At 73.4% G+C, this 25,366-nt stretch carries 24 protein-coding genes; 13 read left to right on the plus strand and 11 right to left on the minus strand.

All coding sequences use genetic code 11. The features are described from left to right. The first annotated feature begins 75 nt into the window (after positions 1–75). Positions 76–2,160: a molybdopterin oxidoreductase family protein gene (locus tag OG361_RS13125; protein WP_405853494.1), complete on the plus strand. Its 2,085-nt coding sequence runs from the start codon at positions 76–78 to the stop codon at positions 2,158–2,160. On the opposite strand, the gene OG361_RS13130 is transcribed toward OG361_RS13125, so the two are convergent. Genes OG361_RS13130 through OG361_RS13150 form a run of 5 tightly spaced genes read right to left on the minus strand, consistent with a single transcriptional unit; the run spans position 2,123 to position 7,177 of the window. Next, complete coding sequence (locus tag OG361_RS13130; RefSeq protein ID WP_405853495.1) at positions 2,123–2,545, minus strand: gamma-glutamylcyclotransferase family protein; 423 nt, start codon at positions 2,543–2,545, stop codon at positions 2,123–2,125. The two genes, OG361_RS13125 and OG361_RS13130, sit on opposite strands and share 38 nt — an antisense overlap. Next, positions 2,542–2,868, minus strand: a complete 327-nt coding sequence (cutA, locus tag OG361_RS13135; RefSeq protein ID WP_384558915.1) for a divalent-cation tolerance protein CutA — start codon at positions 2,866–2,868, stop codon at positions 2,542–2,544. The genes OG361_RS13130 and cutA overlap by 4 nt, the downstream gene beginning before the upstream one ends. Positions 2,869–2,900: 32 nt before the next feature. After that, complete coding sequence (locus OG361_RS13140) at positions 2,901–4,778, minus strand: ABC transporter ATP-binding protein (protein WP_405853496.1); 1,878 nt, start codon at positions 4,776–4,778, stop codon at positions 2,901–2,903. After that, a complete protein-coding gene (locus OG361_RS13145) occupies positions 4,775–6,508 on the minus strand; it encodes an ABC transporter ATP-binding protein (protein ID WP_405853497.1) in 1,734 nt (577 codons plus the stop codon). The genes OG361_RS13140 and OG361_RS13145 overlap by 4 nt, the downstream gene beginning before the upstream one ends. A 12-nt stretch (positions 6,509–6,520) precedes the next feature. Further along, positions 6,521–7,177 carry an NADPH-dependent FMN reductase gene (locus tag OG361_RS13150; RefSeq protein WP_405853498.1) on the minus strand — a complete coding sequence of 219 codons (657 nt, stop codon included), beginning with the start codon at positions 7,175–7,177 and terminating at the stop codon, positions 6,521–6,523. Positions 7,178–7,270: 93 nt separating this feature from the next. On the opposite strand from OG361_RS13150, the gene OG361_RS13155 reads away from it, so the two are divergent. The 5 genes from OG361_RS13155 to OG361_RS13175 all read left to right on the plus strand — a co-directional run bounded on the left by OG361_RS13155 (position 7,271) and on the right by OG361_RS13175 (position 11,802). Further along, a complete protein-coding gene (locus tag OG361_RS13155; RefSeq protein ID WP_405853499.1) occupies positions 7,271–8,071 on the plus strand; it encodes an aminotransferase class IV in 801 nt (266 codons plus the stop codon). A 15-nt stretch (positions 8,072–8,086) separates the two neighbouring features. Next, positions 8,087–9,811, plus strand: coding sequence for a right-handed parallel beta-helix repeat-containing protein (locus OG361_RS13160; RefSeq protein WP_405853500.1), 1,725 nt, complete (start codon positions 8,087–8,089; stop codon positions 9,809–9,811). Continuing rightward, complete coding sequence (locus OG361_RS13165) at positions 9,808–10,254, plus strand: hypothetical protein (RefSeq protein WP_405853501.1); 447 nt, start codon at positions 9,808–9,810, stop codon at positions 10,252–10,254. The genes OG361_RS13160 and OG361_RS13165 overlap by 4 nt, the downstream gene beginning before the upstream one ends. Positions 10,255–10,572: 318 nt before the next feature. Next, entirely contained in the window at positions 10,573–11,088 is a 516-nt protein-coding gene (locus OG361_RS13170) for a hypothetical protein (protein WP_405853502.1), read from the plus strand. 96 nt (positions 11,089–11,184) lie between these two features. Then, the gene (locus OG361_RS13175; protein WP_405853503.1) at positions 11,185–11,802 is read left to right on the plus strand and encodes a class F sortase; all 618 of its coding nucleotides are present in this window, start codon (positions 11,185–11,187) and stop codon (positions 11,800–11,802) included. A gap of 67 nt (positions 11,803–11,869) precedes the next feature. On the opposite strand, the gene OG361_RS13180 is transcribed toward OG361_RS13175, so the two are convergent. Genes OG361_RS13180 through OG361_RS13190 form a run of 3 tightly spaced genes read right to left on the minus strand, consistent with a single transcriptional unit; the run spans position 11,870 to position 14,172 of the window. Further along, a complete protein-coding gene (locus OG361_RS13180; RefSeq protein ID WP_405853504.1) occupies positions 11,870–12,655 on the minus strand; it encodes a sulfite exporter TauE/SafE family protein in 786 nt (261 codons plus the stop codon). A gap of 37 nt (positions 12,656–12,692) precedes the next feature. Then, on the minus strand, positions 12,693–12,893 hold the full coding sequence (locus tag OG361_RS13185; protein WP_384558886.1) for a hypothetical protein: 201 nt from the start codon (positions 12,891–12,893) through the stop codon (positions 12,693–12,695). Further along, the gene (locus OG361_RS13190; RefSeq protein ID WP_405853505.1) at positions 12,886–14,172 is read right to left on the minus strand and encodes a ferric reductase-like transmembrane domain-containing protein; all 1,287 of its coding nucleotides are present in this window, start codon (positions 14,170–14,172) and stop codon (positions 12,886–12,888) included. Before OG361_RS13190 ends, OG361_RS13185 begins: the two co-directional genes overlap by 8 nt. A gap of 379 nt (positions 14,173–14,551) precedes the next feature. On the opposite strand from OG361_RS13190, the gene OG361_RS13195 reads away from it, so the two are divergent. From OG361_RS13195 to OG361_RS13220, 6 genes are all read left to right on the plus strand, one after another. Further along, positions 14,552–15,790 carry an NAD(P)/FAD-dependent oxidoreductase gene (locus tag OG361_RS13195; protein WP_405853506.1) on the plus strand — a complete coding sequence of 413 codons (1,239 nt, stop codon included), beginning with the start codon at positions 14,552–14,554 and terminating at the stop codon, positions 15,788–15,790. 1 nt (position 15,791) lies between these two features. Next, the gene (gene nirB, locus OG361_RS13200; RefSeq protein ID WP_405853507.1) at positions 15,792–18,320 is read left to right on the plus strand and encodes a nitrite reductase large subunit NirB; all 2,529 of its coding nucleotides are present in this window, start codon (positions 15,792–15,794) and stop codon (positions 18,318–18,320) included. Beyond that, a complete protein-coding gene (gene nirD, locus OG361_RS13205; RefSeq protein ID WP_405853508.1) occupies positions 18,317–18,724 on the plus strand; it encodes a nitrite reductase small subunit NirD in 408 nt (135 codons plus the stop codon). The genes nirB and nirD overlap by 4 nt, the downstream gene beginning before the upstream one ends. 46 nt (positions 18,725–18,770) lie before the next feature. Next, complete coding sequence (locus OG361_RS13210; protein WP_405853509.1) at positions 18,771–19,355, plus strand: TetR/AcrR family transcriptional regulator; 585 nt, start codon at positions 18,771–18,773, stop codon at positions 19,353–19,355. A 136-nt stretch (positions 19,356–19,491) separates the two neighbouring features. Then, entirely contained in the window at positions 19,492–20,874 is a 1,383-nt protein-coding gene (locus OG361_RS13215; RefSeq protein ID WP_405853510.1) for an MFS transporter, read from the plus strand. A 26-nt stretch (positions 20,875–20,900) separates the two neighbouring features. Next, complete coding sequence (locus tag OG361_RS13220; RefSeq protein WP_384558865.1) at positions 20,901–21,671, plus strand: SDR family NAD(P)-dependent oxidoreductase; 771 nt, start codon at positions 20,901–20,903, stop codon at positions 21,669–21,671. A 24-nt stretch (positions 21,672–21,695) separates the two neighbouring features. On the opposite strand, the gene OG361_RS13225 is transcribed toward OG361_RS13220, so the two are convergent. Together OG361_RS13225 and OG361_RS13230 are read right to left on the minus strand one after the other, a co-directional pair. Then, the gene (locus tag OG361_RS13225; RefSeq protein WP_405853511.1) at positions 21,696–22,109 is read right to left on the minus strand and encodes a VOC family protein; all 414 of its coding nucleotides are present in this window, start codon (positions 22,107–22,109) and stop codon (positions 21,696–21,698) included. A 112-nt stretch (positions 22,110–22,221) separates the two neighbouring features. Further along, positions 22,222–22,671: a group III truncated hemoglobin gene (locus OG361_RS13230; protein WP_384558859.1), complete on the minus strand. Its 450-nt coding sequence runs from the start codon at positions 22,669–22,671 to the stop codon at positions 22,222–22,224. Positions 22,672–22,967: 296 nt separating this feature from the next. Here OG361_RS13230 and OG361_RS13235 point away from each other — a divergent pair, with 296 nt between their 5' ends. Then, entirely contained in the window at positions 22,968–24,122 is a 1,155-nt protein-coding gene (locus tag OG361_RS13235; protein ID WP_405853512.1) for an alkaline phosphatase PhoX, read from the plus strand. Here OG361_RS13235 and OG361_RS13240 read toward each other — a convergent pair. Then, positions 24,092–25,114 (minus strand): helix-turn-helix domain-containing protein, encoded by a 1,023-nt coding sequence (locus OG361_RS13240; RefSeq protein ID WP_405853513.1) that lies wholly within the window; start codon positions 25,112–25,114, stop codon positions 24,092–24,094. The genes OG361_RS13235 and OG361_RS13240 overlap by 31 nt on opposite strands. Positions 25,115–25,366: the final 252 nt, after the last annotated feature.

Below are 25,366 nucleotides of genomic sequence, written 5' to 3' on the forward strand. Positions count from 1 at the left end.
CGAGCTGAGCGGAGAGCACCGCGCCCGTAATACGGGGCGCCGCCCCGCGTAACACGCCTGACGCACGCTGGCAGCATGTCCGACGCCACCGCCGTCCCGACGCACTGCCCCTACTGCGCTCTGCAGTGCGGCATGTCGCTCCGCCCCACCGGCACTCCGGAGCTGCCCGCCGAGGTGGTCGACCGGACCGATTTCCCCGTCAACCGGGGCGCGCTGTGCGGCAAGGGCCGCACCGCCCCCTCCGTACTCTCCTCCCGGGTCCGGCTCACAGAGCCCCTGGTCCGATGCCCTGACACGGGGGATCTGCGGCCCGCGACCTGGGAGGAGGCACTCGCCGCCGTCGCCGACGGACTGCGCCGGACCCGCGCCGACCACGGTGCCGATGCCGTGGGGGTCTTCGGCGGCGGTGGGCTCACCAACGAGAAGGCGTACACGCTCGGGAAGTTCGCCCGGCTCGTCCTCGCCACCTCGCAGATCGACTACAACGGCCGCTTCTGCATGTCGTCCGCCGCCGCGGCGCACCAGCGGGCCTTCGGCCTCGACCGGGGACTCCCCTTCCCCCTGGAGGACATCCCGAAGACCGGCTGCGTGATCCTCGTCGGCTCCAACCTCGCCGAGACCATGCCGCCGGCCCTCCGCTACCTCACCGAGCTGAAGGAGAACGGCGGGAAGCTGATCGTCATCGATCCGCGCCGCACCCGGACCGCCGAGCAGGCCGACCTCCACCTCGCACCGCGCCCCGGCACCGACCTGGCGCTCGCCCTCGGCATGCTCCACCTCGTGGTGGCCGAAGGACGCGTGGACGAAGAGTTCGTGGCGACTCGCACCGACGGCTGGGCGGCCGCCCGCGCCGGGGCCATGTCCCACTGGCCCGAGCAGGTCGAGCGGATCACCGGCGTCTCCGTGCCGCAGCTGCGCGAGGCGGTCGCGATGTTCTGCGACGCCGGCACCGGCATGGTGCTGACCGCGCGCGGTCCCGAGCAGCAGTCCAAGGGCACCGACACCGTCGGCGCCTGGATCAACCTCTGCCTCGCCACCGGGAAGGCGGGCCGGCCGCTGAGCGGCTACGGCTGCCTCACCGGCCAGGGCAACGGCCAGGGCGGCCGCGAGCACGGCCAGAAGGCCGACCAGCTGCCCGGCTACCGCAAGCTCGACGACCCGGCGGCCCGCGCCCATGTCGCCGGCGTGTGGGGCGTGGACCCGGAGTCGCTGCCAGGGCCCGGGCGGAGCGCGTACGAGCTCCTCGACGCGCTCGGCGGCGACGTGAAGGCGCTGCTCCTCATGGGCTCCAACCCGGTGGTCTCCGCACCGCGGGCCGCGCACATCGAGGGGCGGCTGCGCTCGCTCGACTTCCTCGCCGTCGCCGACGTGGTGCTCTCCGAGACCGCCGCGCTCGCCGACGTCGTCCTGCCCGTCACCCAGTGGGCCGAGGAGACCGGCACCATGACCAACCTGGAGGGCAGGGTGCTGTTGCGGCGCCGCGCCCTCACCCCGCCCGCCGGGGTCCGCAGCGACCTGGAGGTGCTGCACGAGCTGGCCGGGCTGCTCGGCTGGGAGAAGGGCTTCCCGGCGGAGCCCGAGGAGGTCTTCGAGGAGCTGCGGCGCGCCTCGGCCGGCGGGCCCGCGGACTACTCGGGCATCAGTTACCGCCGGATCGAGGAGGAGCAGGGCGTCTTCTGGCCCTGTCCCGAGACCGAGCACCCCGGTACGCCGCGGCTCTTCCTGGAGCGGTTCGCGACCCCCGACGGGCGGGCCCGGTTCGTGCCGGTGGTGCACCGGGCGGCGGCCGAGGAGACGGACGCCGAGTACCCGGTCGTGCTGACCACGGGCCGGGTCGTGTCCCAGTACCAGTCGGGGGCGCAGACCCGGCGGGTCGCCGAGCTGAACGCGGCGGCGCCCGGTCCGTTCGTGGAGCTGCACCCGCGGCTCGCCGAGCGGCTCGGGGTGGCCGAGGGCGAGCGGCTCGTGGTGGTCTCGCGGCGCGGGCGGGCCGTCGCGCCGGCCCGGATCACGACGGCGATCCGGCCGGACACCGTCTTCATGCCGTTCCACTGGGCGGGCGAGGGCCGGGCGAACACCCTGGTGAACCCGGCGCTCGACCCGGTCTCCCGGATGCCCGAGTTCAAGGTGTGCGCGGTGCGTCTGGAGCGGGACGCCTGAACCAGTCGCCGGTGGGGACGAGGGGGCCGAGTTCCGTTTCGGGGCTCGCGAAGTAGGTCCAGGCCCGGACGGTTCCGCCGTCGCGGAGCCGGACCGCCTCGACGGCGGTCCGCTCGTACCCGGCGTCGCCCTCCATCCGGTCGAGCACGCCGAGCAGTTCGCCGTACGCGTCGGGCGCGGCCGTCACGAGGGTGCCCGCGACCGTGCCCTCGCCCCGCACCGCGTACGGGTAGCCGGGGCCGTCGTACAGGAGGGCGCCGGGAAGCCGGGCCTCCTCCTCGGCGGCCGTCCGGCCGAGCAGCAGCCGGTCGTGGTTGTACGCGCCGGGGCGCAGCGTCCCGTACACGAAGAACGGCAGGGGTACGGGGTCGGGCTCCGCGGTCACGGGTGCGCCACCTCCCTGCCGAGCCAGGCCAGGTAGGCGGCGGAGGCGCGGACCACGGGGGTGGCGAGGATCTCGGGGGTCTCGTAGTCGTGGGCGGCGAGGAGGTGGGCCTCCAGGGCCTCGTAGCGGGCCTCGGTGGTCTTGAACACGACCTGCCACTCCTCGGCGGTCTCGATCGCCCGCTGCCAGTGGTAGACGGAGGTGACGGGCCCGGAGACCTGGGCGCAGGCGGCGAGCCGGGCCTCGACGGCGCCGCGCGCGAGCGTGTCGGCCTTCTCCCGGCTGTCGGTGGTCGTGAGAACGGTGAGGGCGAGTGTGGTCACGCCCTCACCGTAAACGGCGACGTCCGGTCGGTTCAGGCTTCCGCGCCCGCGAACTGTGCCTCGTACAGCCGGGCGTACGCGCCCCCGGCGGCCAGCAGCTCCTCGTGACCGCCCTGTTCGGCGATCGAGCCGCTCTCCATCACCAGGATCGTGTCCGCGTCCCGGATCGTGGAGAGCCGGTGGGCGACGACGAAGCTGGTGCGGCCCGCCCGGAGGGAGGACATGGCCTGCTGGACGAGGAGCTCGGTGCGGGTGTCGACGGAGCTGGTGGCCTCGTCGAGGACGAGGATCACCGGCTCGGAGAGGAACGCCCGGGCGAGCGTGACCAGCTGCTTCTCGCCGGCGCTGAGGCCTCCCCCGTCCTCGTCGAGGACGGTGTCGTACCCGTCGGGCAGGGTGCGGACGAAACGGTCGGCGTGCGCGGCGCGCGCCGCCTCGACGATCCGCTCGCGGGAGACCTCGCCGGGCACCCCGTAGGCGATGTTGTCGGCGATGGTGCCGCCGAAGAGCCAGGTGTCCTGGAGGACCATGCCGATCCCGCTCCGCAGCTCCTCCCGGGACATCTGCGCGATGTCGACCCCGTCCAGGGTGATCCGGCCGCCCGTCACCTCGTAGAACCGCATCAGCAGGTTCACCAGGGTCGTCTTGCCGGCGCCCGTCGGGCCGACGATCGCGACCGTCCGGCCCGGCTCCACCGTGAGCGAGAGGTCCTCGACGAGCGGCTTGTCGGGCTCGTAGCGGAAGGAGACCTTCTCGAAGGAGACGCGGCCCCTGACCCGCGCGGGGCGCTGCGGCTCCGCCGGGTCCGGGGACTGCTCGTCGGCGTCGAGGAGGTCGAAGACCCGCTCGGCGGAGGCCACCCCGGACTGGAGGAGGTTGGCCATGGCGGCGACCTGGTTGATCGGGCCGTTGAACTCGTACGAGTACTGGATGAAGGCCTGCACGTCGCCGACGGTCAGGGTGCCGCTCGCCACCCGCAGGCCGCCGACCACCGCGAGGACGACGTAGTTGAGGTTGCCGACGAAGGTCAGCGCGGGCTGGATGAAGCCGGAGACGAACTGGGCGCGGAAGCTCGCCCGGTACAGCTCCTCGCCGAGCTCGTCGAAGCGGGCCACGGCCTCGGCGCGGCGGCCGAAGGCGACGACCTCGGTGTGGCCGGTGATCATCTCCTCGGCGTGGCTGCCGAGCCGGCCGGTGACCGCCCACTGCTTCACGAACTGCGGCTGGGCGCGCCGCCCGACGAAGGCGGCGACGGCGACCGAGACGGGCACGGTGGCGAGGGCGACGAGGGCGAGGAGCGGGGAGATCCAGAACATCATCGCGAGGACGCCGATGAGGGTCAGCAGGGCGCGGGTCATCTGGCTGAAGGTCTGCTGGAGGGTCTGGGTGATGTTGTCGATGTCGTTCGTGGTGCGGGAGAGGACCTCGCCGCGCTGCTGCCGGTCGAAGTACGTGAGGGGCAGCCGCCCCAGCTTGTGCTGGGCCTGTTCGCGGAGGCGGCGGCCGGCTCGCTGGACGACGGTGGTGGCGATCCGGAGCTGGATCCAGGTGAAGAGGGACGAGCCGGCGACGACCGCGGCGGAGAGGGCGAGGAGCCGGCCGACGGCCGCGAAGTCGACCCCGGCGGGGCCGGTGGCGCCGGTGACGACGAGGTCGGTGGCGCGGCCGAGGAGGAGGGGGCTGAGGACGCCCAGGGCGACGGCCGTGGCGCCCATGACGAGGACGGCGAGGAGTAAGGACTTGTCGGGGGCGAGTGTGCGCAGGAGTCGGAGGCCGGAGGCGCGGAAGGCCAGGGAGCGTTCGAGGGCGGGGGTGGGGAGGCCGGGGCCGCGGTCCTTGGGCGGGGGGCCGCTGCGGGCGGGGGCGGTTCGGGGTGCGTCCGGCGTGCGGGTGGCCGTCTCCGTACTCATGCGGCTTCCTCCTCGGTGAGCTGGGAGAGGACGATCTCCCGGTAGGTGGCGCTGTCCCGCATGAGGGACTCGTGGGTGCCGGTGCCGACGGTCCGGCCCCGGTCGAGGACGACGATCCGGTCGGCCTCCCGGATGGTGGAGACCCGCTGGGCGACGATCACCACGGTCGAGTCGGCCGTCTCCCGCCGGAGCGCCTCGCGCAGCAGCGCGTCGGTGCGGGCGTCGAGGGCGGAGAAGGAGTCGTCGAAGAGGTAGAGGCGGGGGCGGGCGACGAGGACCCGGGCGATGGCGAGGCGCTGCCGCTGGCCGCCCGAGAGGTTGGTGCCGCCCTGGGCCACCGGAGCGTCCAGGCCGTCGTCGAGCGCCCGGACGAAGTCGGCTGCCTGGGCGACCTCCAGGGCGTGCCAGAGCTCCTCGTCGGTCGCGTCCGGCTTCCCGTACCGCAGGTTCGTCGCCACCGTCCCGGAGAAGAGGTAGGGCTTCTGTGAGACGAGGCCGACGGTCCTGGCCATCAGGGCGGGGTCGAGTTCTCGGACGTCGACGCCGTCGACGAGGACCTCGCCGCCGGTGGCGTCGAAGAGCCGGGGCACGAGCCCGAGGAGGGTCGACTTGCCGCTGCCGGTGGAGCCGATGATCGCGGTGGTCTCGCCGGGGCGGGCGACGAGGTCGACGTCCTTGAGGACGGACTCCTCGGCGCCCGGGTACCGGAATCCGACGCCCGCGAGGTCGAGGTGGCCGGGGCCCTTGAGGACGCGGACCGGGTGGGCCGGCGGGGTGACGGAGAGCGGGGTGTCGAGGACCTCGCGGATGCGCTCGGCGCCGACCTCGGCGCGCGGCATGTTCATCAGGAGGAAGAGGACCATCATCACGGCCATGGAGGTCTGGAGCAGGTAGCCGAGGAAGGCGACGAGCCCGCCGGGCTGGAGGGTGCCGCTGTCGATGCGGTGGGCGCCGACGTAGATGAGGGCGACGGTCGTCAGCTCCCAGATGATGAGGACCATCGGGAACATGAGGGCCTGGAGCCGGCCGGCCCGGAGGCCGACGGTGAGGAGTTCGTCGTTGGCCGCGCCGAACCGCTCCCGCTCGTGCCGGTCGCGGACGAAGGCGCGGACCACGCGGACACCGGTGATCTGCTCGCGCAGCACCCGGTTGACCCGGTCGACGCGCTCCTGCATGCCGCGGAAGAGGGGCCGCATCCGCAGGACGACGGCGCCGACGGCGCCGGTCATCACGGGCAGGAAGAGGAACAGGACCAGGGCGAGCGGCACGTCCTGGCGCAGGGCCATGGCGAGACCGCCGAAGCAGAGCAGGGGCGCGGCGACCAGCATCGTCAGGACGAGGACGGTGAACGTCTGGACCTGCTGGACGTCGTTGGTGGTCCGGGTGATGAGGGAGGCGGCGCCGAAGCGGCCCCGCTCCTGGGCGGAGAAGTCCTGGACGCGGCGGAAGACCTCGGAGCGCAGGTCCCGGGCGACGCCCATGGCGATCCTGGCCCCGGTGTAGGTGGCGGCGGCGGCCGTCACGGCCTGGAGGAGGGTGACGCCGAGCATCGCGGCGCCCCCGCGGAGGACACGGTCGGTGTCCCCGCGGAGGACGCCCTCGTCGATGACTCCGGCGTTGAGGGTGGGCAGGGCGAGCGAGGCGAGGGACTGGACGAGCTGGAGGAGGACGAGGAGTGCGAGGAGGGCCCGGTACGGCCCGAGGCGGGGAGCGAGGAGTCGCAGCAGCACGGTGACGGTCCCTCACGCGGCGTACGGGCGGGTGGACTTGGCTTCCTTGAGCGCGAGCGACCACCAGGCGAGCTGGTCGAGGAGGACCTTGGCCGCGCCCTCGGCGCCGGCGGGGTCCTTGTGCCGTCCCTCCTCGTCGAAGTGCCCCCAGGCGGAGTGGAAGGAGACGGTGTCGCGGACGGTGACGGCGTGCATCTCGGCGAAGACCTGGCGGAGTTGCTCGACGGCCCGCAGGCCGCCGGAGATGCCGCCGTAGGAGACGAAGCCGACGGGCTTGGCCTGCCACTCGGTGTAGTGCCGGTCGATGAGGTTCTTGAGGGAGGCGGGGAAGGAGTGGTTGTACTCGGGGGTGAGGACGACGAAGGCGTCGGCGGCGGCCAGCGCCGGGGTGACCTTGGCGAGTTCGGCGCGGACGGCCGGGGACGGGTCGTGGGAGAGGGAGGTGGGGAGGTCGACCTCGGCGAGGTCGACGACCGTCACGGCGAAGTCCTCGCGCTCGGCGAGCCGGGAGCGGAACCAGTCGGCGATGACGGGGGCGAAGCGGCCTTCGCGGTCGCTCGCGACGATCAGGGCGAGGTTCAGCGGGGCGGCGGAGTCGGCGGCCTGGGCGGCGGAGTCCGCGGTCGAGGTGGCGGAATCGGCGGTCGAGGTGGAGCTCGTGGTGTCCATGTCGATGATCGTGGTACCTCAAGCGCGGTTGAGGTCAAGCGCCGGCCGCGAAGGCTTTTCCGAGGCGCTTTCCCGGGACGTACGGTGAGGGGCATGACGACTCCGCACGTGACCCCCGCTCCGCCCACGCACGTCGAGATCGACGGAGTCCCCGCGGCCGACCCGGAGCTTCTCGCCGCCCTCATGAGCGGCTACGGCCACTTCACCGCGATGCAGGTGCGGGACGGGCGCGTGAAGGGACTCGGCCTCCACCTCGAACGGCTCGACCGGTCCACCCGTGAGCTCTTCGACGAGGAACTGCCCGGCGACCGGGTCCGCGCCCTGCTCGCCCGGGCGGTGACGAACTCGGGGCGCCGCGACTGCTCGGCCAGGGTGTACGTGCACGAGGGCGTCCGTCTCGCGGTGGTCGTGCGCGAGCCCGCCCCGGACGGCCCCGGGGCCCCGCAGCGTCTGATGAGCGTCGACTACCTGCGCCCCGCGCCGCACATCAAGCACCTGGGCGGCTTCGGCCAGAGCTACCACGGCGAGGCGGCCCGGCGCGCCGGCTACGACGACGCCCTGCTGACCTCCCCGGACGGCGACATCTCCGAAGGGGCGGTCACCAACATCGCCTTCTGGGACGGGAGTTCGGTGGTCTGGCCGTCGGCTCCCTGTCTGACGGGGATCACGATGGCCCTGCTCGAACCGCTGCTCGGCTCGGTGCGCCGGCCGGTGTCGCTCGCGGACCTCGGGGGGTACCGTGCGGCCTTCGTGACGAACTCCCGGGGGATCGCGCCGGTTTCGGGCATCGACACGGCCGACCTGACGGTGGACGAGGAGCTCATGAAGCGGGTGTACTCGGCGTACGACTCGGTGGAATGGGACGCGCTGCAGGAGGCGCGGCAGGAACCGTAGGAGGCGAGAAGAACGATGGTCGCGAGATACCTCGTCTCGCCGCGGGGCGGCCGCCGCGCCCACCCCGACATCTCGTCCGCGCTCCGCGCGGCGGAGGCACGGGGCAGGGCGGCGCTGATCGAGATCGCGCCCGGCCGCTACGAGGAGACGCTCACCGTCAGGGGCGAGATCCGGCTGGTCGCCGCCGAGGGCCCCGGCTCCGTCACGGTGAGCCGGTCGCGCGGCGCCGTCCTGGACGCCTTCGGCCCGGTCTCCGTCCACGGTCTGACGCTGGTCGGCCGCGACGCCGGGGTGGACGCCGTCGGCTGCCACGCGGGGACGCTGACGCTCGACCGTACGGAGGTCCGGGCGCACAACGGCGTCGCCGTGCACGCCCGGCCGGGCACCACCGTCACGCTGCGGGACAGCGTGGTCCTGTACGGCCGCGCCGTCTTCACGGGGTCGGCGGGGCTGGTCGAGCGGTGCCGGTTCACCGACGCCGCCGACAACGCGATCGCCGTCCTCGAAGGTGCCCGCGTCACGGTCCGGGGCAGCCGGATCGAGGGCAGCCGGATCCACGGCCTGCGCGTCTGCGACGCACACGCGGAGGTGATCGGCTGCGAGCTGACCGGTACCGGGCAGGCGGCCCTCGCGGCGGACACCCGGGCGGAGCTCGCCGTGGCGGAGTGCGCGATCGGCGCCGTGCACGCGGAGGGGATCCTGTTCATCGAGCAGTCCCGGGGCTCCGTGGACCGCGTCCGGGTCACCGACGCGCTGCACGGGATCGTCACGAGGAGCGGCGCCGGACCGGTGGTGCGCGGCTCCGTGTTCGCCGAGTGCCGCGACACCGGCATCAACACGCAGGACGCGGGCCTCGGGACGTTCGAGCACTGCGAGGTCCTCGGTGCGCGCAACGTCTCGGTGTTCTCGACCAGGGGTGGCGCGCCCGAGGTGCGGGACTGCCGCGTCTCGGGAGGGAACGTCGGCATCGCCGTCACCGACGGCGGCAGGGGCCGCTTCACGCGGGTCGTGATCGAGGATCTGGCGGGCACCGCGCTGCGGGTCTACGACGAGGGCGGGGCCGTCTTCACGCGCCTGCGCGTGGAGCGCTGCGCGGCCGGACTGGAGGTCCGGGGGAACGGCGGCACGACGGCCGAGGTCACCGACACGCTGTTCCGCGACTACGGCCTGACGGCGGTGGCCGCCGGCGGCCAGTCGCGCGTCACGCTCAGGGATGTGACGGCGGACCGCGGCACGGTGGGCTTCGCCGTCGGCGACGAGGCCGGGCTCCGGATCACCGACTGCGAGGTCACGACGGTGAGCAGCGGCGGGGTCGGCGCCATCGCCGGCGGACGGCTCACCGCCCGGAACCTCACCGTGACCGGCTCGGAGAGCCTGGGCGTGTACGGGACGGGCTCCGCCTACCTGGACGTCGCGGACAGCACGTTCACCGACTGCGCGGTGGCGGGCGCGAGCTTCGACGAGAAGGCCTCGGGCCGGCTGGCGGACTGCGCGGTGAACGGGACGGGCGAGGCGGCCGTCCGGCACAACGGCCTCGTCGACACGGACACGCTGCGGACGTCCCTCCCGGTCGTCCGGCACCCGGAGAAGCCCGGACCGCCGCCGCGGATCGTCCAGATCCTCAACAACCCGGTCTTCAACGGTCCGTTCATCAACGGCCCCGTGCACGATGTCCAGTTGGCCTGGAACAACGACCACGTCGTCCAGCAGCAGACCGAAAGGGACGGTGACCAGCCATGACCGAACCGAGGAACACCGACGACCCGCAGAGCACCAACACCCCTCAGAACACCCACCATTACGAAGGCCCGGTCTTCACCGACGCCGTCTCCCATGTCCAGCTCGCCTGGAACAACGAGACGGTCACCCAGAACCAGCGGAACGACGGCGGCACGGTCGCCCCCGGCTACGAGGCGCTCGCCGAGTTGGTGACCGGCCTGCTCGGGCAGCTCCCGCAGGCGGGCCTCGCCGACCCCGAGCGCGAGGACACCGAGGCGGCCGCGCAGGAGGTCCTCGCGGAGATCACCCGCACGGACGCCCCCGAGGAGGGCCGGGTGCGGCGCGCCCTGAGCGGCCTGAGGGGAGCGCTGGCGCCGGTGGCGACGGGTGTCGTGGCAGGGACGACGGTGGGGGCGCAGGAGTGGGCCCTGGCGGCGATCACCAGCCTGACCGGCGCCGTGTGACCCGAAGAGGGGCGGGCGCAGGTGCGGAGGCAGGGGCGGGGGCAGGGGCGCGGGTAGGGGCAGGGGCGGGGGCGACACTCCGTGTCACCCGTTCGGCACGAGCCGTCAGCTGACGCCGAGAAACCAGCCCTGACCTGCGTAAACGTCGGAAATCCAGCCGACACACCGCACCGGACGGCGCAATCCTGATGCCCCATCAGCAGGCGGGGGGCGCGGGGCGGCTCTTATCTCGGTCACAGAAGGTCCGTTCCGGGAAGTCCCTCCCGGAAGGACCCCCGGCATGACCGGCATGACCGCTCGCGCGCCCCGGAGGATCCCATGCGCACCACTGCCCGCCTGCTCACCGGTACCGCGCTGACGGTCGCCGCGATCGGGGCGTTCGCCGCCCCCGCGGCGTACGCCAACAACAACAACGACTTCGGGTCGCTGGAGGTCTACCCGTCCTCCGCCTCCCCGGGCACGACCGTCACCGTCAACACCCTGGCCTGCGGAAAGCACGGCCACGGCGTCGGCGACGCGAACTCGCTGGGTGCCGGCGAGTTCCAGCTGGAGCCGAGCACGCACAAGGAGGTCGTGGTCGGCCAGTTCAGGGTGCCGGAGCACGTCAAGCCCGGTACGTACGGCATCAGTGTCGCCTGCGACAACGGGAAGACGGCCCGGGGAGACCTGACCGTCAAGCACCGGAGTCCGAGCGGCCATGTCCAGACCGGTGTCGGGGGCAGCATCGGCCCCGACACCGCCCAGGTCACGGCGGGCGCGGCGGTGCTGGCCGCGGCTGCCGTGGGCGGTGTCTGGCTCCTGCGGCGCCGGGCGAGCGGCGCCCGGGGGCACTGAGACCACCGCCCGTCCTGCCCCCGCCGAGCGCCCGAACACGGCCCGGCGGGGGCAGGACCACATCACCACCGGCACCGGAACCACGAGGGAACCCAGGTGAGCAACAGGAGCAAGGGCTGGGGCATAGCCGTGGCCGTCTGCGCCGGACTCTGGCTGATCCAGAACGGCTCGCAGGACGTCGGCCCGCCGGTACCGTCCGCCGCCCAGGCCTTCGCCGCGGGGCCGAGCGTGCACACCGACGCCGCCGCCGACCCCCTGCCGCCCTCGGCGCCCGTTCGGCTGCGCATCCCGGAGACCGACGTGGACACCCCGATGATGCGGCTCGGCCTGGCGGCGAACGGCTCGCTCGACGTGCCGCCGGCCGGGAACCGGAACATGGCCGGCTGGTTCAAGGACGGCACCCCGCCCGGGGCCAAGGGCACGGCGATCGTCGCGGGCCACGTCGACAACGCCGACGGTCCGGCCGTCTTCTACACGCTGGGCGCCCTGAAGAAGGGCCACCGGATCGAGGTGGACCGCCAGGACGGCCGTACCGCCGTCTTCACGGTCGACGCGGTCGAGGTGTACGGGAACGAGGAGTTCCCGGACCGGAAGGTGTACGGGGAGGCGGACCGCGCCGAGATCCGGGTGATCACCTGCGGCGGCGGCTTCTCGAAGAAGAACGGCTACCAGGGGAACGTGGTCGCCTTCGGCCACCTCATCGGGGTGCGGTAGGGAAGGCCCTTCGCAGGGCCGGGCGGTCGCCGCGCACGAGGCCGTCCCTTCGCAGGGCCGGGGCCCGTCACGCCCACTGGTCGAAGGCGAGCTTCGCGACCAGCGAGAGGACGACGAAGAGCAGGACCCCGCGGACGAACTCGGCGCCCTTGCTCAGCGCCATCCGGGCGCCGACCATGCCGCCCGTCAGGTTGAAGACCGCCATGACGACCGCCAGCTGCCAGTACACGCTGCCCTGGTAGGCGAACATGGCGAGCGCGCCCGCGTTGGTGCAGACGTTGACGATCTTGGCGTTGGCGGAGGCGGTCACCAGGTCCAGGTGGAGCACGGCGGTCAGCGCGAGGACCAGGAAGGTGCCGGTGCCCGGCCCGAACAGGCCGTCGTAGAGGCCGAGCCCGCCGCCGACGACCACGATCGCGGTCACGATCCGGGCCCGGGTCAGCGGCGCCCGCTCCTCCCCCTCGGCCTTCGCGCCGAAGGAGGGCCGCAGCATCACGAAGGCGGCCACGGCCAGCAGCACCACCATGATCACCGGGCGCAGGACCTCGCTGCTGATCCCGGCGGCGAAGAAGGCGCCGGCCATGGAGCCCGAGAGGGCCGCGAGTCCGATCCGTAACGCCGTCCAGACCTGGACGGGTGCCTTGCGGACGTAGGTGACGGCGGCGCCGGTGGTGCCCACGATCGCGACGGCCTTGTTGGTGCCGAGGACGTGCGCGGCCGGGACGTTGGGCAGCCCGAGGAGCAGGGCGGGGATCAGGAGCAGCCCCCCGCCACCGACCACGGCGTCGATCCAGCCCGCCACGAGCGCGGCGAGGCAGAGCAGGACAAGGGTGGTCAGTGTGATCTCGGGCATGTCCGTGAGCCTAGGGAGACGGTCGTTGTCCCGTCCATCAATCGCGTGATCGTTGAGCTTCGTCTGAGGTTGCGGCGGTCGCGGCGCCCGGTTCGCGGTCGGGCGCGGGTGGCGCGGCCGGGGCGACGGCGGCCGTGAGGAGGGTCGCGGCGAGCGCCCCGGCGCCGAGGAGCGCGGCGGCGAGACGGCGCCGGGCCTGCTGGACCGTGGGGACGCGGGGGGCACCGTGTCTAGGCATGGTCGAAGTCCTCGCTGTGGATGCGGGAGGCCGGCACCCCGGCCCGGATCAGGGAGGCCGTCGCGGCCCGGGCCATCGCGGGCGGACCGCACAGGTACACGTCGTGGGCGGCGAGCTCCGGCACCAGGTCGCGCAGGGCACGCGGGGCGAGGGGGTCGAAGGAGCCGTCCGAGGGTCCGAGGAGGTAGTGCAGGGCGGCCCGCCGTCCGCGGGCGATGGCCTCCAGCTCCTCGCGCAGGACGAGGCCGCCCGCGTCGGAGGCCCGGTAGAGGAGGGTGAGGTCGCCGGGCCCGCCGGGCAGCGTCTCGAAGAGGGCCCGCAGCGGGGTGATGCCGACTCCGCCCGCGAGCAGCAGGACCTTGCGGCGGGTGCGGCGGTGGGCGGTGAGCGCGCCGAACGGGCCGGAGGCCAGTACCCGGGTCCCGGGGCGGAGCCGCCGGATCCGGCGGGTGTGGTCGCCGAGCGCCTTGACGGTGATGCGCAGGGTGTCGTCGCGGACGGGCGCGGAGAGCGAGAAGGGCAGGGCGGTCGCCCAGAGCCCGCGCCGCAGGAAGCGCCAGCGGAAGAACTGGCCGGGTTCGGCGCACAGCCGGGCCACTCCCCTGCCGTGGACGAGGACCGAGACGACGCCGGGGCCCTCGTCGCGGACCTCGGCGACCCGCAGCTCGTGCCGGAGGGCGGCCCGGACGGGGACGACGATCCGGTACCAGACGAGGAGGACGGCGACGGTGGCGTGGGCCATCGACCAGAGCCAGACGGTGAGGAGGCTGCCGGCGAGGTCGGGTCCTGCGAGCTGGTGGACGAAGCCGAGCGCGGCGGCGAGGAGGCCGCCGAGATGGACGGCCCGCCAGGTCTCGTGCCGGACGCGGCGCCGGACGGCCCGGGCGGAGGTGACGCCGACGGCGACGAGGAGGGCGGTGCCCGCGGTGGCGGCGGCGATCGCCCCGTAGGAGAGGAGGTCTCCGGTGGCGGTGACGAGGTCGGTACGGGTGTGCACGGCGTACCCGCAGAGCGCGAGGAGGGCGTGGGCGCCGATCAGGCCGAGGACGTACCGGCCGCCGAGGGCGTGCCGGCGGGCGAGCCGGTCGGCGCCGACGCCGTGCTCGACGGCCGGGATCCGGGCCATGAGCAGGAGGAGGACGAGGACGCCGTAGCCGGCGAGGAGGCCGGTGAGGTGGGCGCCGGTCGCGAAGAAGGCGTCGAGCCGGGCGGAGGGCCGGGCCTGGAGGCCCCAGAGGAGGGCCGTGCCCCCGGCGCCGGCGACGATCGCGGTCCGCATCCGCTCGGGGGCGAGCCGGAGCGCGGGGACCGGGACGGGGACGGGGACGGGGACGGGGACGGGGGCGGGGGCGGGGGCCCGCCGGACGGGGGCGGTGACGGGGACGGTGGCGCGGGGGGCGGCTCGCTGGGGAGCCGTACGTAGAGAGGGTGGTGGCTGGCCTCGGTGGTCACATGCGGCACCCTAGGTCCGCCCGTATACGGGAACGGGCTGCTCGGCCTCCTCCCCCGGATCCTTAAGGCGGGCTTGAGCCGAGGCTCACGGCGGGTTAATCGTCCCGGGGCCTCACAGCGCTCCGGGCCCGGGGCGGAGATCAGCGTTCCGTACGGGAAACAGTCGGGATGCCGTCGGGTAACACCGGCCGCGCACTCTTCCGGTTATGAGTACACGGATCGTGGTGGTCGGGGGCGGAACGGCGGGCGCCCGACTCGCCCAGCGCCTGCCCGTCACCCTCCTCGGCGAGGAGCCGCACGCACCGTACAACAGGGTGCTGCTCGCCGACGTCCTCGCCGGGCGGTACGCCCCCGGGGTCATCGCCCTGCCCGAGACCCGGGAGCCGGTACGGCTCGGGGTGCGGGCGGTGCGGATCGACCGGGCGGCGCGGACGGTGGAGTGCGCGGACGGCTCCCTCGTCGGCTACGACCGGCTGGTCCTGGCCACCGGCTCCAACCCGGTGCTGCCGCCGCTGCGCGGACTGCGCGGGGCGGCGCTGCCGGAGGGCGTCCACCCCTTCCGTACCCTCGACGACTGCCTGACGCTGCGCGCCCTGGTGCGTCCCGGCGTACGGGCGGTGGTCATCGGCGGCGGGCTCCTCGGGGTCTCGGCGGCGCGGGCCCTCGCCGGACTCGGCGCGGAGGTCGTCCTGACCCAGCAGGGCGAGCGGCTGATGGAACGCCAGCTCGACGCCCAGGCCTCGGCCCTGCTGCGCGACCACGTGGAGTCCCTCGGCGTCGAGGTGCACACCGAGTGCCGGGTGAGCGGGCTGCGGCAGCGGGACGGGGCGGTCACGGCGGTCGAACTCGCCGACGGCTTCGTGCTCGACGCCCAGGTCGTGGTCCTGGCCTGCGGGGTCCGGCCCCGGGTGGCCCTGGCCCGGGAGGCGGGGCTCGACGTCGGCCGGGGCATCCTGGTCGACGACGAACTGCGGACCTCCGACCCGTACATCCACGCGGTCGGCGACTGCGCGGAGCACGGGGGCCGCGTCTACGGCCTGGCGGGCCCGGCCCTCGAACAGGCGGACGCCCTCGCGGAGCTGCTGCTGGCCGAGGCGGCCACCCCCGCCCCGTGTGGGCAATCGTCCCGCAAGGCGGGACGGGTGCCCACAACGCGCTACACCGGCACCCGCGCCCTCACCCGCCTCACCCTGGGCGGCCCGCAGCCGCTCGATCTAGCCGCTTTCGGCGACGCGACCGCCCAACCAGGCGACGACGTAGTCCAGTTGACCGACGCGACCCAAGGCGCCTACCGCAAGGTCGTCGTCCGCGGAGACCGGCTCGTCGGGGGCGTCCTCCTCGGCGATCTGGCCGCGGTCGGCACGCTCGCCCGGGCCTGGGAGGGCGACGAAGCCCTCTCCGATGCCCCCCTGCTGCACCTGCTCACCCACGACGGAGGCTCCTGACATGAGCGCTGACACGACGACCGCCCACACCCCCACGATCGTCCTGGTCGGCCACGGAATGGTCGGCCAGCGCTTCCTGGAGGCGCTCGCCGACCGTGGCGTCACCGAGCGGGCCAGGATCGTGGTCCTCTGCGAGGAGCCGCGCCCGGCCTACGACCGCGTGCAGCTGACCTCGTACTTCTCGGGGAAGACGGCCGAGGACCTGTCGATGGTCGAGGCCGGCTTCATGGAGAAGCACTCCATCGAGCTGTACCTCGGCGACCCGGCGGAGTCGGTGGACCGGGAGGCCCGTACGGTCACCGCCCGTTCCGGGCAGGTCTTCGCGTACGACTCGCTCGTCCTCGCCACCGGCTCGTACCCCTTCGTCCCGCCGGTGCCCGGCAAGGACGCCCGCGGCTGCTTCGTCTACCGCACGATCGAGGACCTGCTCGCGATCGAGGAGTACGCGAAGACGGCGACGACCGGCGCGGTCGTCGGCGGCGGGCTGCTCGGCCTGGAGGCGGCGGGCGCGCTCAAGGGGCTCGGACTCGACACGCACGTCGTGGAGTTCGCGCCGCGTCTGATGCCGGTGCAGGTCGACGAGGGCGGCGGCGCCGCGCTGCTGCGCACGATCGAGCGGATGGGCCTGAGCGTCCACACGGGGACGGGCACGCAGGAGGTCGTGACGGCGGACGGCGTCGTGACGGGGATGAAGCTCTCGGACGGCTCCGAACTGGCCACGGACATGGTCGTGTTCTCGGCGGGCGTACGGCCCCGGGACCAGCTGGCCCGCGACTGCGGCCTGGACGTCGGTGAGCGCGGCGGCATCGCGGTCGACGAGCAGTGCCGCACCTCCGACCCGGCGGTCTTCGCGATCGGCGAGTGCGCGCTCGCCACGGACGGCCGGGTGTACGGCCTGGTGGCGCCGGGCTACGAGATGGCGCAGACGGTGGCGGCGGCCCTGGCCGACGAGGCCGGGGACGGCTTCACGGGCGCCGACATGTCGACCAAGCTGAAGCTGCTCGGCGTGGACGTGGCCTCGTTCGGCGACGCGCACGGCGCGGCCGAGGGCTGCCTCGACGTCGTCTACTCCGACTCCCGCTCGGGCGTCTACAAGAAGCTGGTGATCGACGGCGAGGGCCGGCTGCTCGGGGGTGTCCTGGTCGGCGACGCCGAGCAGTACGGGCTGCTCCGGCCGCTCACCGGTTCCGTGCCGCCGGTCTCCCCCGAGCAGCTGGTGCTCCCGGCGGGCGCGGGCGCGCCGGTGGCGCTCGGCCCCTCGGCGCTGCCGGACGACGCGGTGATCTGCTCCTGCCACAACGTCACGAAGCACGCGATCGGCCAGTGCGAGTCGCTGGCCGAGGTGAAGAAGTGCACCAAGGCCGGTACGGGCTGCGGCAGCTGCGTGAAGGTGATCGAGAAGCTGCTGCCGGCCCCCACCGACAAGGGGCTCTGCCGCTGCTTCTCGTACAACCGCAGCGAGCTCTACGAGATCGCCCGCGCCCTGCGGGTGACCTCCTTCGCCGCACTGCTCGACTCGCACGGCCGGGACGAGGCGAAGGGCGGGGAGGGCTGCGAGGTCTGCAAGCCGACCGTCGGCTCGATCCTCGCCTCCCTCAACAACGGTTACATCCTCGACGGCGAGCAGGCCTCCCTCCAGGACACCAACGACCACTTCCTCGCCAACATGCAGCGCAACGGCTCGTACTCGGTCGTGCCGCGCATCCCGGGCGGCGAGATCACCCCGGACAAGCTGATCGTGATCGGCGAGGTGGCACGGGACTTCGGCCTCTACACGAAGATCACGGGCGGCCAGCGGATCGACCTCTTCGGCGCCCGGGTGGACCAGCTCCCCTCGATCTGGACGCGTCTGGTGGACGCTGGCTTCGAGTCGGGGCACGCGTACGGCAAGGCGCTGCGCACGGTGAAGTCCTGCGTCGGGCAGACCTGGTGCCGGTACGGCGTCCAGGACTCGGTGAAGATGGCGATCCAGCTGGAGCTGCGCTACCGGGGCCTGCGCGCCCCGCACAAGCTGAAGTCTGCGGTCTCGGGCTGCGCCCGCGAGTGCGCGGAGGCCCAGTCGAAGGACTTCGGGATCATCGCGACGGCGAACGGCTGGAACCTGTACGTCGGCGGGAACGGCGGCGCGACCCCGCGCCACGCGGACCTGCTCGCCCAGGACCTGTCGGACGCCGAACTCGTCCGGCTGATCGACCGGTTCCTGATGTTCTACATCCGGACGGCGGACCGTCTTGAGCGGACGTCGACCTGGCTGGACCGCCTGGAGGGCGGGCTCGACCACCTCAAGGACGTGGTGGTGCACGACTCGCTCGGCCTCTGCGACGAGCTGGAGGCGCTGATGGCGGCGCACGTCGAGGACTACCAGGACGAGTGGGCGCAGACCCTGGACGACCCGGACCGGCTGCGGCGCTTCGTCTCCTTCGTGAACGCCCCGGAGGCACCGGACCCCTCGGTCCGGTTCATCCCGGAGCGCGACCAGATCAAGCCGGATCTCACGTTCCTCACCCTGGAAGGGGTCACCTCCCGATGACGACGGTCTCCACCGCCTCCGCGGTCTCCGCGGTCTCCGCGGTCTCCACGGTCTCCACGGTCTCCACGGTCTCCACGACGGTGCTCGAACTCTCCCCCGCCCCCGACTCCTGGATCACGGTCTGCGAGGAGGCCCGGCTGACCCCGGGCCGGGGTGTGGCGGCCCTGCTGCCGGACGGCCGGCAGGCGGCGGTCTTCCGGGACCGGACGGGACGGACGTACGCGATCGACAACCGCGACCCGTTCACGGGGGCGCAGGTGCTCTCCCGGGGGCTCATCGGCTCGGCGGACGGCCGGCCGTTCGTGGCCTCGCCGCTCCTGAAGCAGCGCTTCGACCTGGAGACGGGCCGCTGTCTGGACGACGACGAGGTCACGGTGACGGTCTACCCGGTCCGCGCCGTCTAGCTCAGGCAGCTTGACCGGTCGTTCCAGAAAGACATACGGTCTCTCTGTGGCCAGGACCAAGGAATTCAATCCCGACGCCGCGCTCCAGGCCGCTCTCGACCTGTTCTGGGCGCGCGGCTACGAGGCGACGACGATGTCGGACCTCGTGGAGCACCTCGGGGTCGGCCGGGCCAGCATCTACGCGACCTTCGGCAACAAGCACGACCTGTACATGAAGGCGATGGACCGCTACCTGGAGACCAGGGACCCGGAGATCGTCGGGGAGCTGTCCGCGCCGGGCCCCGCCCTGCCGGCCGTGCGGGCGCTCGTCCGCCGCTTCGCCGCCCAGGCGGCGACGGAGGGCGAGCGCCTGAACGGCTGTTTCGTCACCAACTCGGCGGCGGAGCTGGCACCGCACGACCCGGTCGTCGCACGCAGGGTCGAGCTCAGCTGGGAGCAGATCGAGACGCTCCTGTACGGAGCGCTCACCCGGGCCCGGGCCGGCGGCGAGCTGCCGGCGGACCGGGATCCGCGCGCGCTGGCCCGGATGCTGCTCGTCCTGCTCCAGGGCATCCGGGTGGTCGGCAAGGCCTCGACGGAGCCGGGCCGGGTCCTGGACGCGGCGGAGCAGGCGCTGGGACTGCTGGACTGAGCACGACGGAGCGACTGAGCGACTGAGCGACTGAGCGACTGAGAAACCGAAGAGCGGGCGCCCGCAGGGGCGCCCTTTCTTCGGCACTCATATTGGAATGTACGGTCAAGTACAGCACTATTCGGGGGGACGAGTCATGCAAGCGACCAGGACGCGGGAACGAGACGGCGCAACGAGCCACCGGCCCCGCACCCGCGGCGGGTTCGTCCTGCTCGGCGGCGTGCAGATGACGCTCATCTTCACGCTCGCCGCCCTCGCCGTCCCGCTCCCCCGCATCGGCGCCGAGCTCCACCTCGACCGCGCCGACCTGATCCTGCTGAGCGCCGCCTACGGGCTGACCTTCGCCGGGCTGCTCCTCCTCGGAGGCCGGCTCGCCGACCGCCTCGGCGGCCGCCGGGCCCTCACCGCCGGACTCCTGGTCTTCGGCACCGCCTCCGCCCTGGCGCCGCTCGCCCCCGGGTACGAGGCGCTGCTCGCCGCCCGCTTCGGGCAGGGTGTCGGCGCGGCGCTCGTCGCCCCGGCCGCGATGGCGGTGCTCCGGGCGCTCTTCCCCGAACCGGCCGCGTACGGCAGGGCGATGGCCACCTGGGGCGGGCTCTCCGTGCTCGGGGCGACCGCCGGGAACCTGCTCTCCGGGGTGATCGCGGCCATCACCTCCTGGCGCGGCACCTTCGCGGTGCCGGTCGCCGTGGCGCTCGCCGCGCTGCTCCTCGCGCCCCGGCTGCTCCCCGCGACCCCGACGGGCACGAACCGGGCCCTGGACCTGCCCGGCGCGCTGCTCGCGACCGCCGGGATCACGCTCGCCAGCTACGGTCTCGTCCTCACCGACGCCCACCCCTGGGGCTCCGCCCCGGTGCTCGCCCCGCTGCTCGCCGGTCTTGTGCTGCTCGCCGGCTTCGCGGCCGTCGAGCGGCGGACCGCCGACCCGCTGCTGCCCCCGGACTTCCTGCGCGACGGCCGCCGCCTTCTGGGCCTCGCGGCGATCGGGCTCACGGCGGCCGGGACGGCCACGGTCTTCGTCCTGCTCTCCCTCGCGCTCCAGGAGCGGCGCGACTGGTCCGCGCTGCTCACCTCCGCCGCCTTCGTGCCCTTCGCGGTCGCCCTGCTCGGCTCCGGCCGGCTCGCGGGCCCGCTGATCGGGCGGTACGGCCCCGGCCGGGTGACCGGGGCGGGGCTCGGCACGGCCGCCGCCGGGCTCGGGCTGCTCGCCGCGACCGGCTTCGACACCTCCGTCCCGTACGCGTACGGCCTGCTGCCCGGCCTCCTGCTCCTTCCGGCCGGTGGCGCCCTGTCCTTCGCGGGCGCCGCCGTCCTCGCCACCGACGGCGTCCCGGCGCACCGCACGGGGCTCGCGGGCGGTGTCCTCAACACGGCGATGGAGCTCGGGCCGACCGTGCTCTTCGCCGGACTGCTCACCCTCGGCGGCGACGCGGTGTCGCTGGCGGCCGCGGCCGCCCTGTTCGCCGCCCTGGCCGCCCTCACAGCCACCCTCGCCACCACCACGATCCGTACCAAGTAGAAGCATTCACAGGGGAGTCGACACACATGTCCGCATCATCCGCACGCTTCACCGACCGCACCGTCCTCGTCACCGGCGCCGGTTCCGGTCTCGGCCGGGCCATCGCGCTCGCCTTCGCCGCCGAGGGCGCGAAGGTCGTCGTCGCCGGCCGTACGGCCGAGCCCCTCGACGCCACGGTCGCCCTGATCGAGGCCGCAGGTGGCACCGCCGCCGCGGTCACCGCCGACGTGTCCCGCGCCGAGTCGACCCGGGAGCTGGTCCGGCGCTCGGTCGAGCTCTTCGGCGGTCTCGACGTGGCCGTGAACAACGCCGGTGTCTTCCGGGGCGGCCACAGCGCGGCCGACTTCCCCCTGGAGGACTGGCAGACGCTGCTGGACATCAACGTGACGGGGGTGCTGCACGCCCTCCAGGCCGAGGTGGCGCACATGCGGGCGCACGGCGGCGGGGCGATCGTGAACATCTCGTCCAACCTGGGCCCGCACGTCCGGATCCCCGGGGTCTTCGGCTACCAGGTCTCCAAGGCGGCCGTCTCGGCCCTCACCCGGGCCGCGGCCCTGGACCACATCGCCGACGGCGTCCGGATCAACGCGGTCAGCCCCGGCGCCTCGGAGTCCACGATGTCGCTGCTGCCCGGCGAGACCGAGGCCGAGCGGGAGGTGCGGATGAAGGAGCAGTCGCCCCTGGGCCGGATCTCGTCCGCCGCGGAGGTGGCGGCGGCGGTCCTGTACCTCGCCTCCGACGCGGCGGGCTCCGCCGTCGGCACCGACCTGGTGATCGACGGCGGGGTCTCCGCCTGACGTACGTCGGGGGCCCGTGGGAGCTCAGCCCTGGGCGGCCGCCGGGTCCATCCAGAAGACCTCCCAGTGGTGGCCGTCCAGGTCGGCGAAGGAGCGGCCGTACATGAAGCCCATGTCCATCGGCTCCTTCGCCGGGCTGCCGCCGGCGGCGAGGGCGGCGTCGGCCAGCTCGTCGGCCTTCGCGCGGCTCTCGGCGCTGAGCGTGATGAGCACCTCGGTGGTCTTGGTGGCGTCGGAGATGTCCTTGCCCGGGGCGGTGAAGCTCTTGAACTTCTCCTCGGTGAGCAGCATCGCGAAGATCGTGTCGCTGATGACCACACACGCGGCGGTCTCGTCGGTGAACTGCGGGTTGATGGAGTAGCCGAGCTTCTCGTAGAAGGCCTTGCTGGCGTCGAGGTCCTTCACGGGAAGGTTGACGAAGATCATCTGCGGGGCCATGGCGTGCTCTCTTCCGTCGGGCGGCCGGCCTGCTCGGTGCGTTCCGGCACTGTCGAGAGGTAAGACGGGCGTCCCGCCCGGAACTCATCGCTCTCCCGAGGATTCTTTTTTCTCAGGCCGCGGAGCGCAGCTCCAGCGCCGCCAACGGTACGAATCCCCCGCCGCCGCCTCCGGTCCCGGCGTCCGGTCCGGCGAGCCTGCGCAGCATCGCGACGGCGATCCGCTCGCCCTGCGCCTTGGCCCGCTCGGCCCGCGGCCCGTGGTGGAGGCCGTCGACGGTGGCGTGCCAGAGCTGGACCCAGCGCCCGAAGTGGGCGGCGGTGAGCGGCCGGGCGGAGTGGAGGGCGGCGTGCGGGGCGTAGGCGTCCCGCCCGTACTCGGCGGTGCGGAGGAGTGCGCGCTCCCAGAAGTCCGTGATCCGCGGCAGGTGGACCTCCAGGTCCGTGCCGGCGATCTCGGTGAAGAAGGGCCCGATGAGCGGGTCGGCGAAGGCGGCCGAGTAGAAGCGGCGCAGGAGCACGTCGAGGTCGTCGCGGTCGCTGATGTCCCGGGTGGCACGCATGCCCCCAGTCTCCCCGACCGGCCCCCGTTCCCCCAGTGCCGAACGTCCCGCTCCCGGCGGGCGCCGGCGGGACAGCCGGGGGCCGACAGGGCCGGCAGGGCAAGTGCGGCAGGCAGGTGCGGCGGGCACCATCCGCTCCCTCCACCGTCGCCGCAGCCCTTCGCCCCGCTCCCGCCTCTTCCGCTTCATCGCTCGTTGATGCACCGTCAACTCCGTACTCCTAGGTTCCGGAAGCGCGCGACCCCGCCGCCGACCGGCTTGGCGGGGCGGTTCATCACCCTCTTCAGGAGTGAGACGTGGAGCGACGCAGTTTCCTGCGTGGAGCGGTCATCGGCACCTCCGCCGCCGCCTTCGGCGGCAGCCTCTGGCACGGGGCGGCCTTCGCCGCACCCGCCCAGCCCGGCGCGGGCCCCTACGGGGCGCTCGGCGCGGCGAACTCCCACGGCATCCAGCTGCCGGCCGGTTTCACCAGCCGGATCATCGCCCGGTCCGGCCAGACCGTGACCGGCACCTCGTACACCTGGCACAACGCCCCCGACGGCGGCGCCTGCTTCGTCGACGGCACGGGCTGGATCTACGTCTCGAACTCGGAGATCAACCCGAGCGGCGGCGCGAGCGCGGTGCGCTTCGACTCGGCGGGCACGATCACCGGCGCGTACCGCATCCTCTCCGGCACCCGCCAGAACTGCGCGGGCGGCGCCACCCCGTGGAACACCTGGCTCTCCTGCGAGGAGGTGTCCCTCGGCTACGTCTACGAGTCGAACCCGTGGGGCGGCACCGCCTACCGCCGGGACGCGATGGGCCGGTTCAAGCACGAGGCCGCCGCCGCCGACCCGGTCCGCAAGGCGATCTACCTGACCGAGGACGAGTCGGACGGCTGCTTCTACCGCTTCCTCCCCACCACCTGGGGCAACCTCTCCTCCGGCACCCTCCAGGTCTTCAAGGCGGGCACCGCCACCTCCGGCACCTTCACCTGGCAGAACGTCCCGGACCCCGACGGTTCGCCGACCACGACCCGCACCCAGGTGTCCGGGGCGAAGAAGTTCAACGGCGGCGAGGGCTGCTACTACGCGAACGACACCGTCTGGTTCACCACCAAGGGCGACAACCGCGTCTGGCAGGTCAACCTCGCCGCCGGCACGTACGAGCTGGCCTACGACGACTCGCTCGTCTCCGGCACCGCCCCCCTGACCGGTGTCGACAACATCACCGGCACCACCTCCGGCGACCTGTTCGTCGCCGAGGACGGCGGCAACATGGAGATCTGCGTGATCACCCCGGACGACGTCGTCGCCCCGTTCCTGCGGATCACCGGCCAGTCCGGCTCCGAGATCACCGGACCGGCCTTCTCCCCCGACGGCAAGCGGCTGTACTTCTCCAGCCAGCGCGGCACGAGTGGCAGCTCCTCGGGCGGTATCACCTACGAGGTGACCGGCCCGTTCCGCGCGTAACAGCGCAGGTCCACCGTCCGTTGGGCGCCGCCGAGCAGGGCGGCGCCCAACGGCGTCAGCGTGTGCAGGACCGCGTTGCCGTGGCGCAGGGTCGCGATGAGCCCGGCCTCCCGCAGTACGCCCGCGTGCTGGCTCGCCGAGGCCAGCGAGACCCCGGCCCGGCGGGCGAGCTCGCTCGTCGTGCCGCCGTCGCCGATGGCGTGCAGGACCGCCGAGCGGGTCTGGCCGACCAGTTTGGCGAGCGAGGAGCCGCCCGGCGCGCGGACGGTCGGCGCCTCGCCGTGCGTGACGGGGTAGACGAGGACCGGCGGCAGCGCGGGGTCGCGCAGCACGACGGGTGTCCCCCGGCAGAAGTACGAGGGCTGGAGCAGCAGCCCCCGCCCGTCGAGGTGGACGTCCCGGTCGACCGGGTAGTCGGCCTCCAGGACGGGCGCGCGCCAGCGCAGCATCGGCGGCAGCGAGGCGAGCAGTTCGTCGGCGCCGCCGTCGAGGAGCGCGCGGCCGCGGCGCGCCCGGTCGGCCTCGACCCGGGCCCGGATGTGCGGCCAGTACGGCTCGATCGCGGCCCGGTGGTAGCTGCGCAGGGCCCCGACGAGCCGGTCGAAGGGCTCGGCGCCGCCGTCGGCGAGGGCGCGCAGCGAGTGCGGCACGGTCCGCCCGCCGGAACGGTCGGCGGCGAGGAGCGAGAGCTCGTCGCGGAGCCGGCCGGAGTCGGTCGCGCGGATCGCCCGGAGGCCCTCGTCGAGGCCGTGGACGCCTTCGGCGGGCGTCAGGAAGTCCGGGAAATAGCCCCGGCTGGGCACGAGGGCGGCGAGGTGCCGGGTCTCACCGCCGAGCCGTGACCGCGCGGCCGCGCGCCATTCGCGGAAGACGACCGAGCCGCTCCGGTCCCTTAAACGGTGAAAACTGAGAATCGTTTCCCACAGAACATCCGGGCGGGCGGCCGTCCGCACCCCCGCCAAGTCGTTTCCGGTGAAATGAATCCGCAGCATGACGTCCCCACCTGTGCACTCGCAACCACCCCCGACGTCGAGTATGCACAGCATCACAGCACGTTACCAGGGTGTTTCAGCCACAGTTGAAAAGCATCGCGGCAATCGGGGGTGAAACGAAAAGCTGTGCGGGTCGGACAGGAAACCTTCAGGACCGAGGTGACGTGTCGAAGACCGTGGGGGGCTTTGCGCGTCCGGCGGCGGTCGGCGAGGTTGCGGCTCACCTGCCCGACAACGGTAAAGGGCGCGGCC

This window comes from Streptomyces sp. NBC_00090 (assembly GCF_045160815.1).
In the GTDB taxonomy this organism is placed as follows: Bacteria; Actinomycetota; Actinomycetes; order Streptomycetales; family Streptomycetaceae; genus Streptomyces.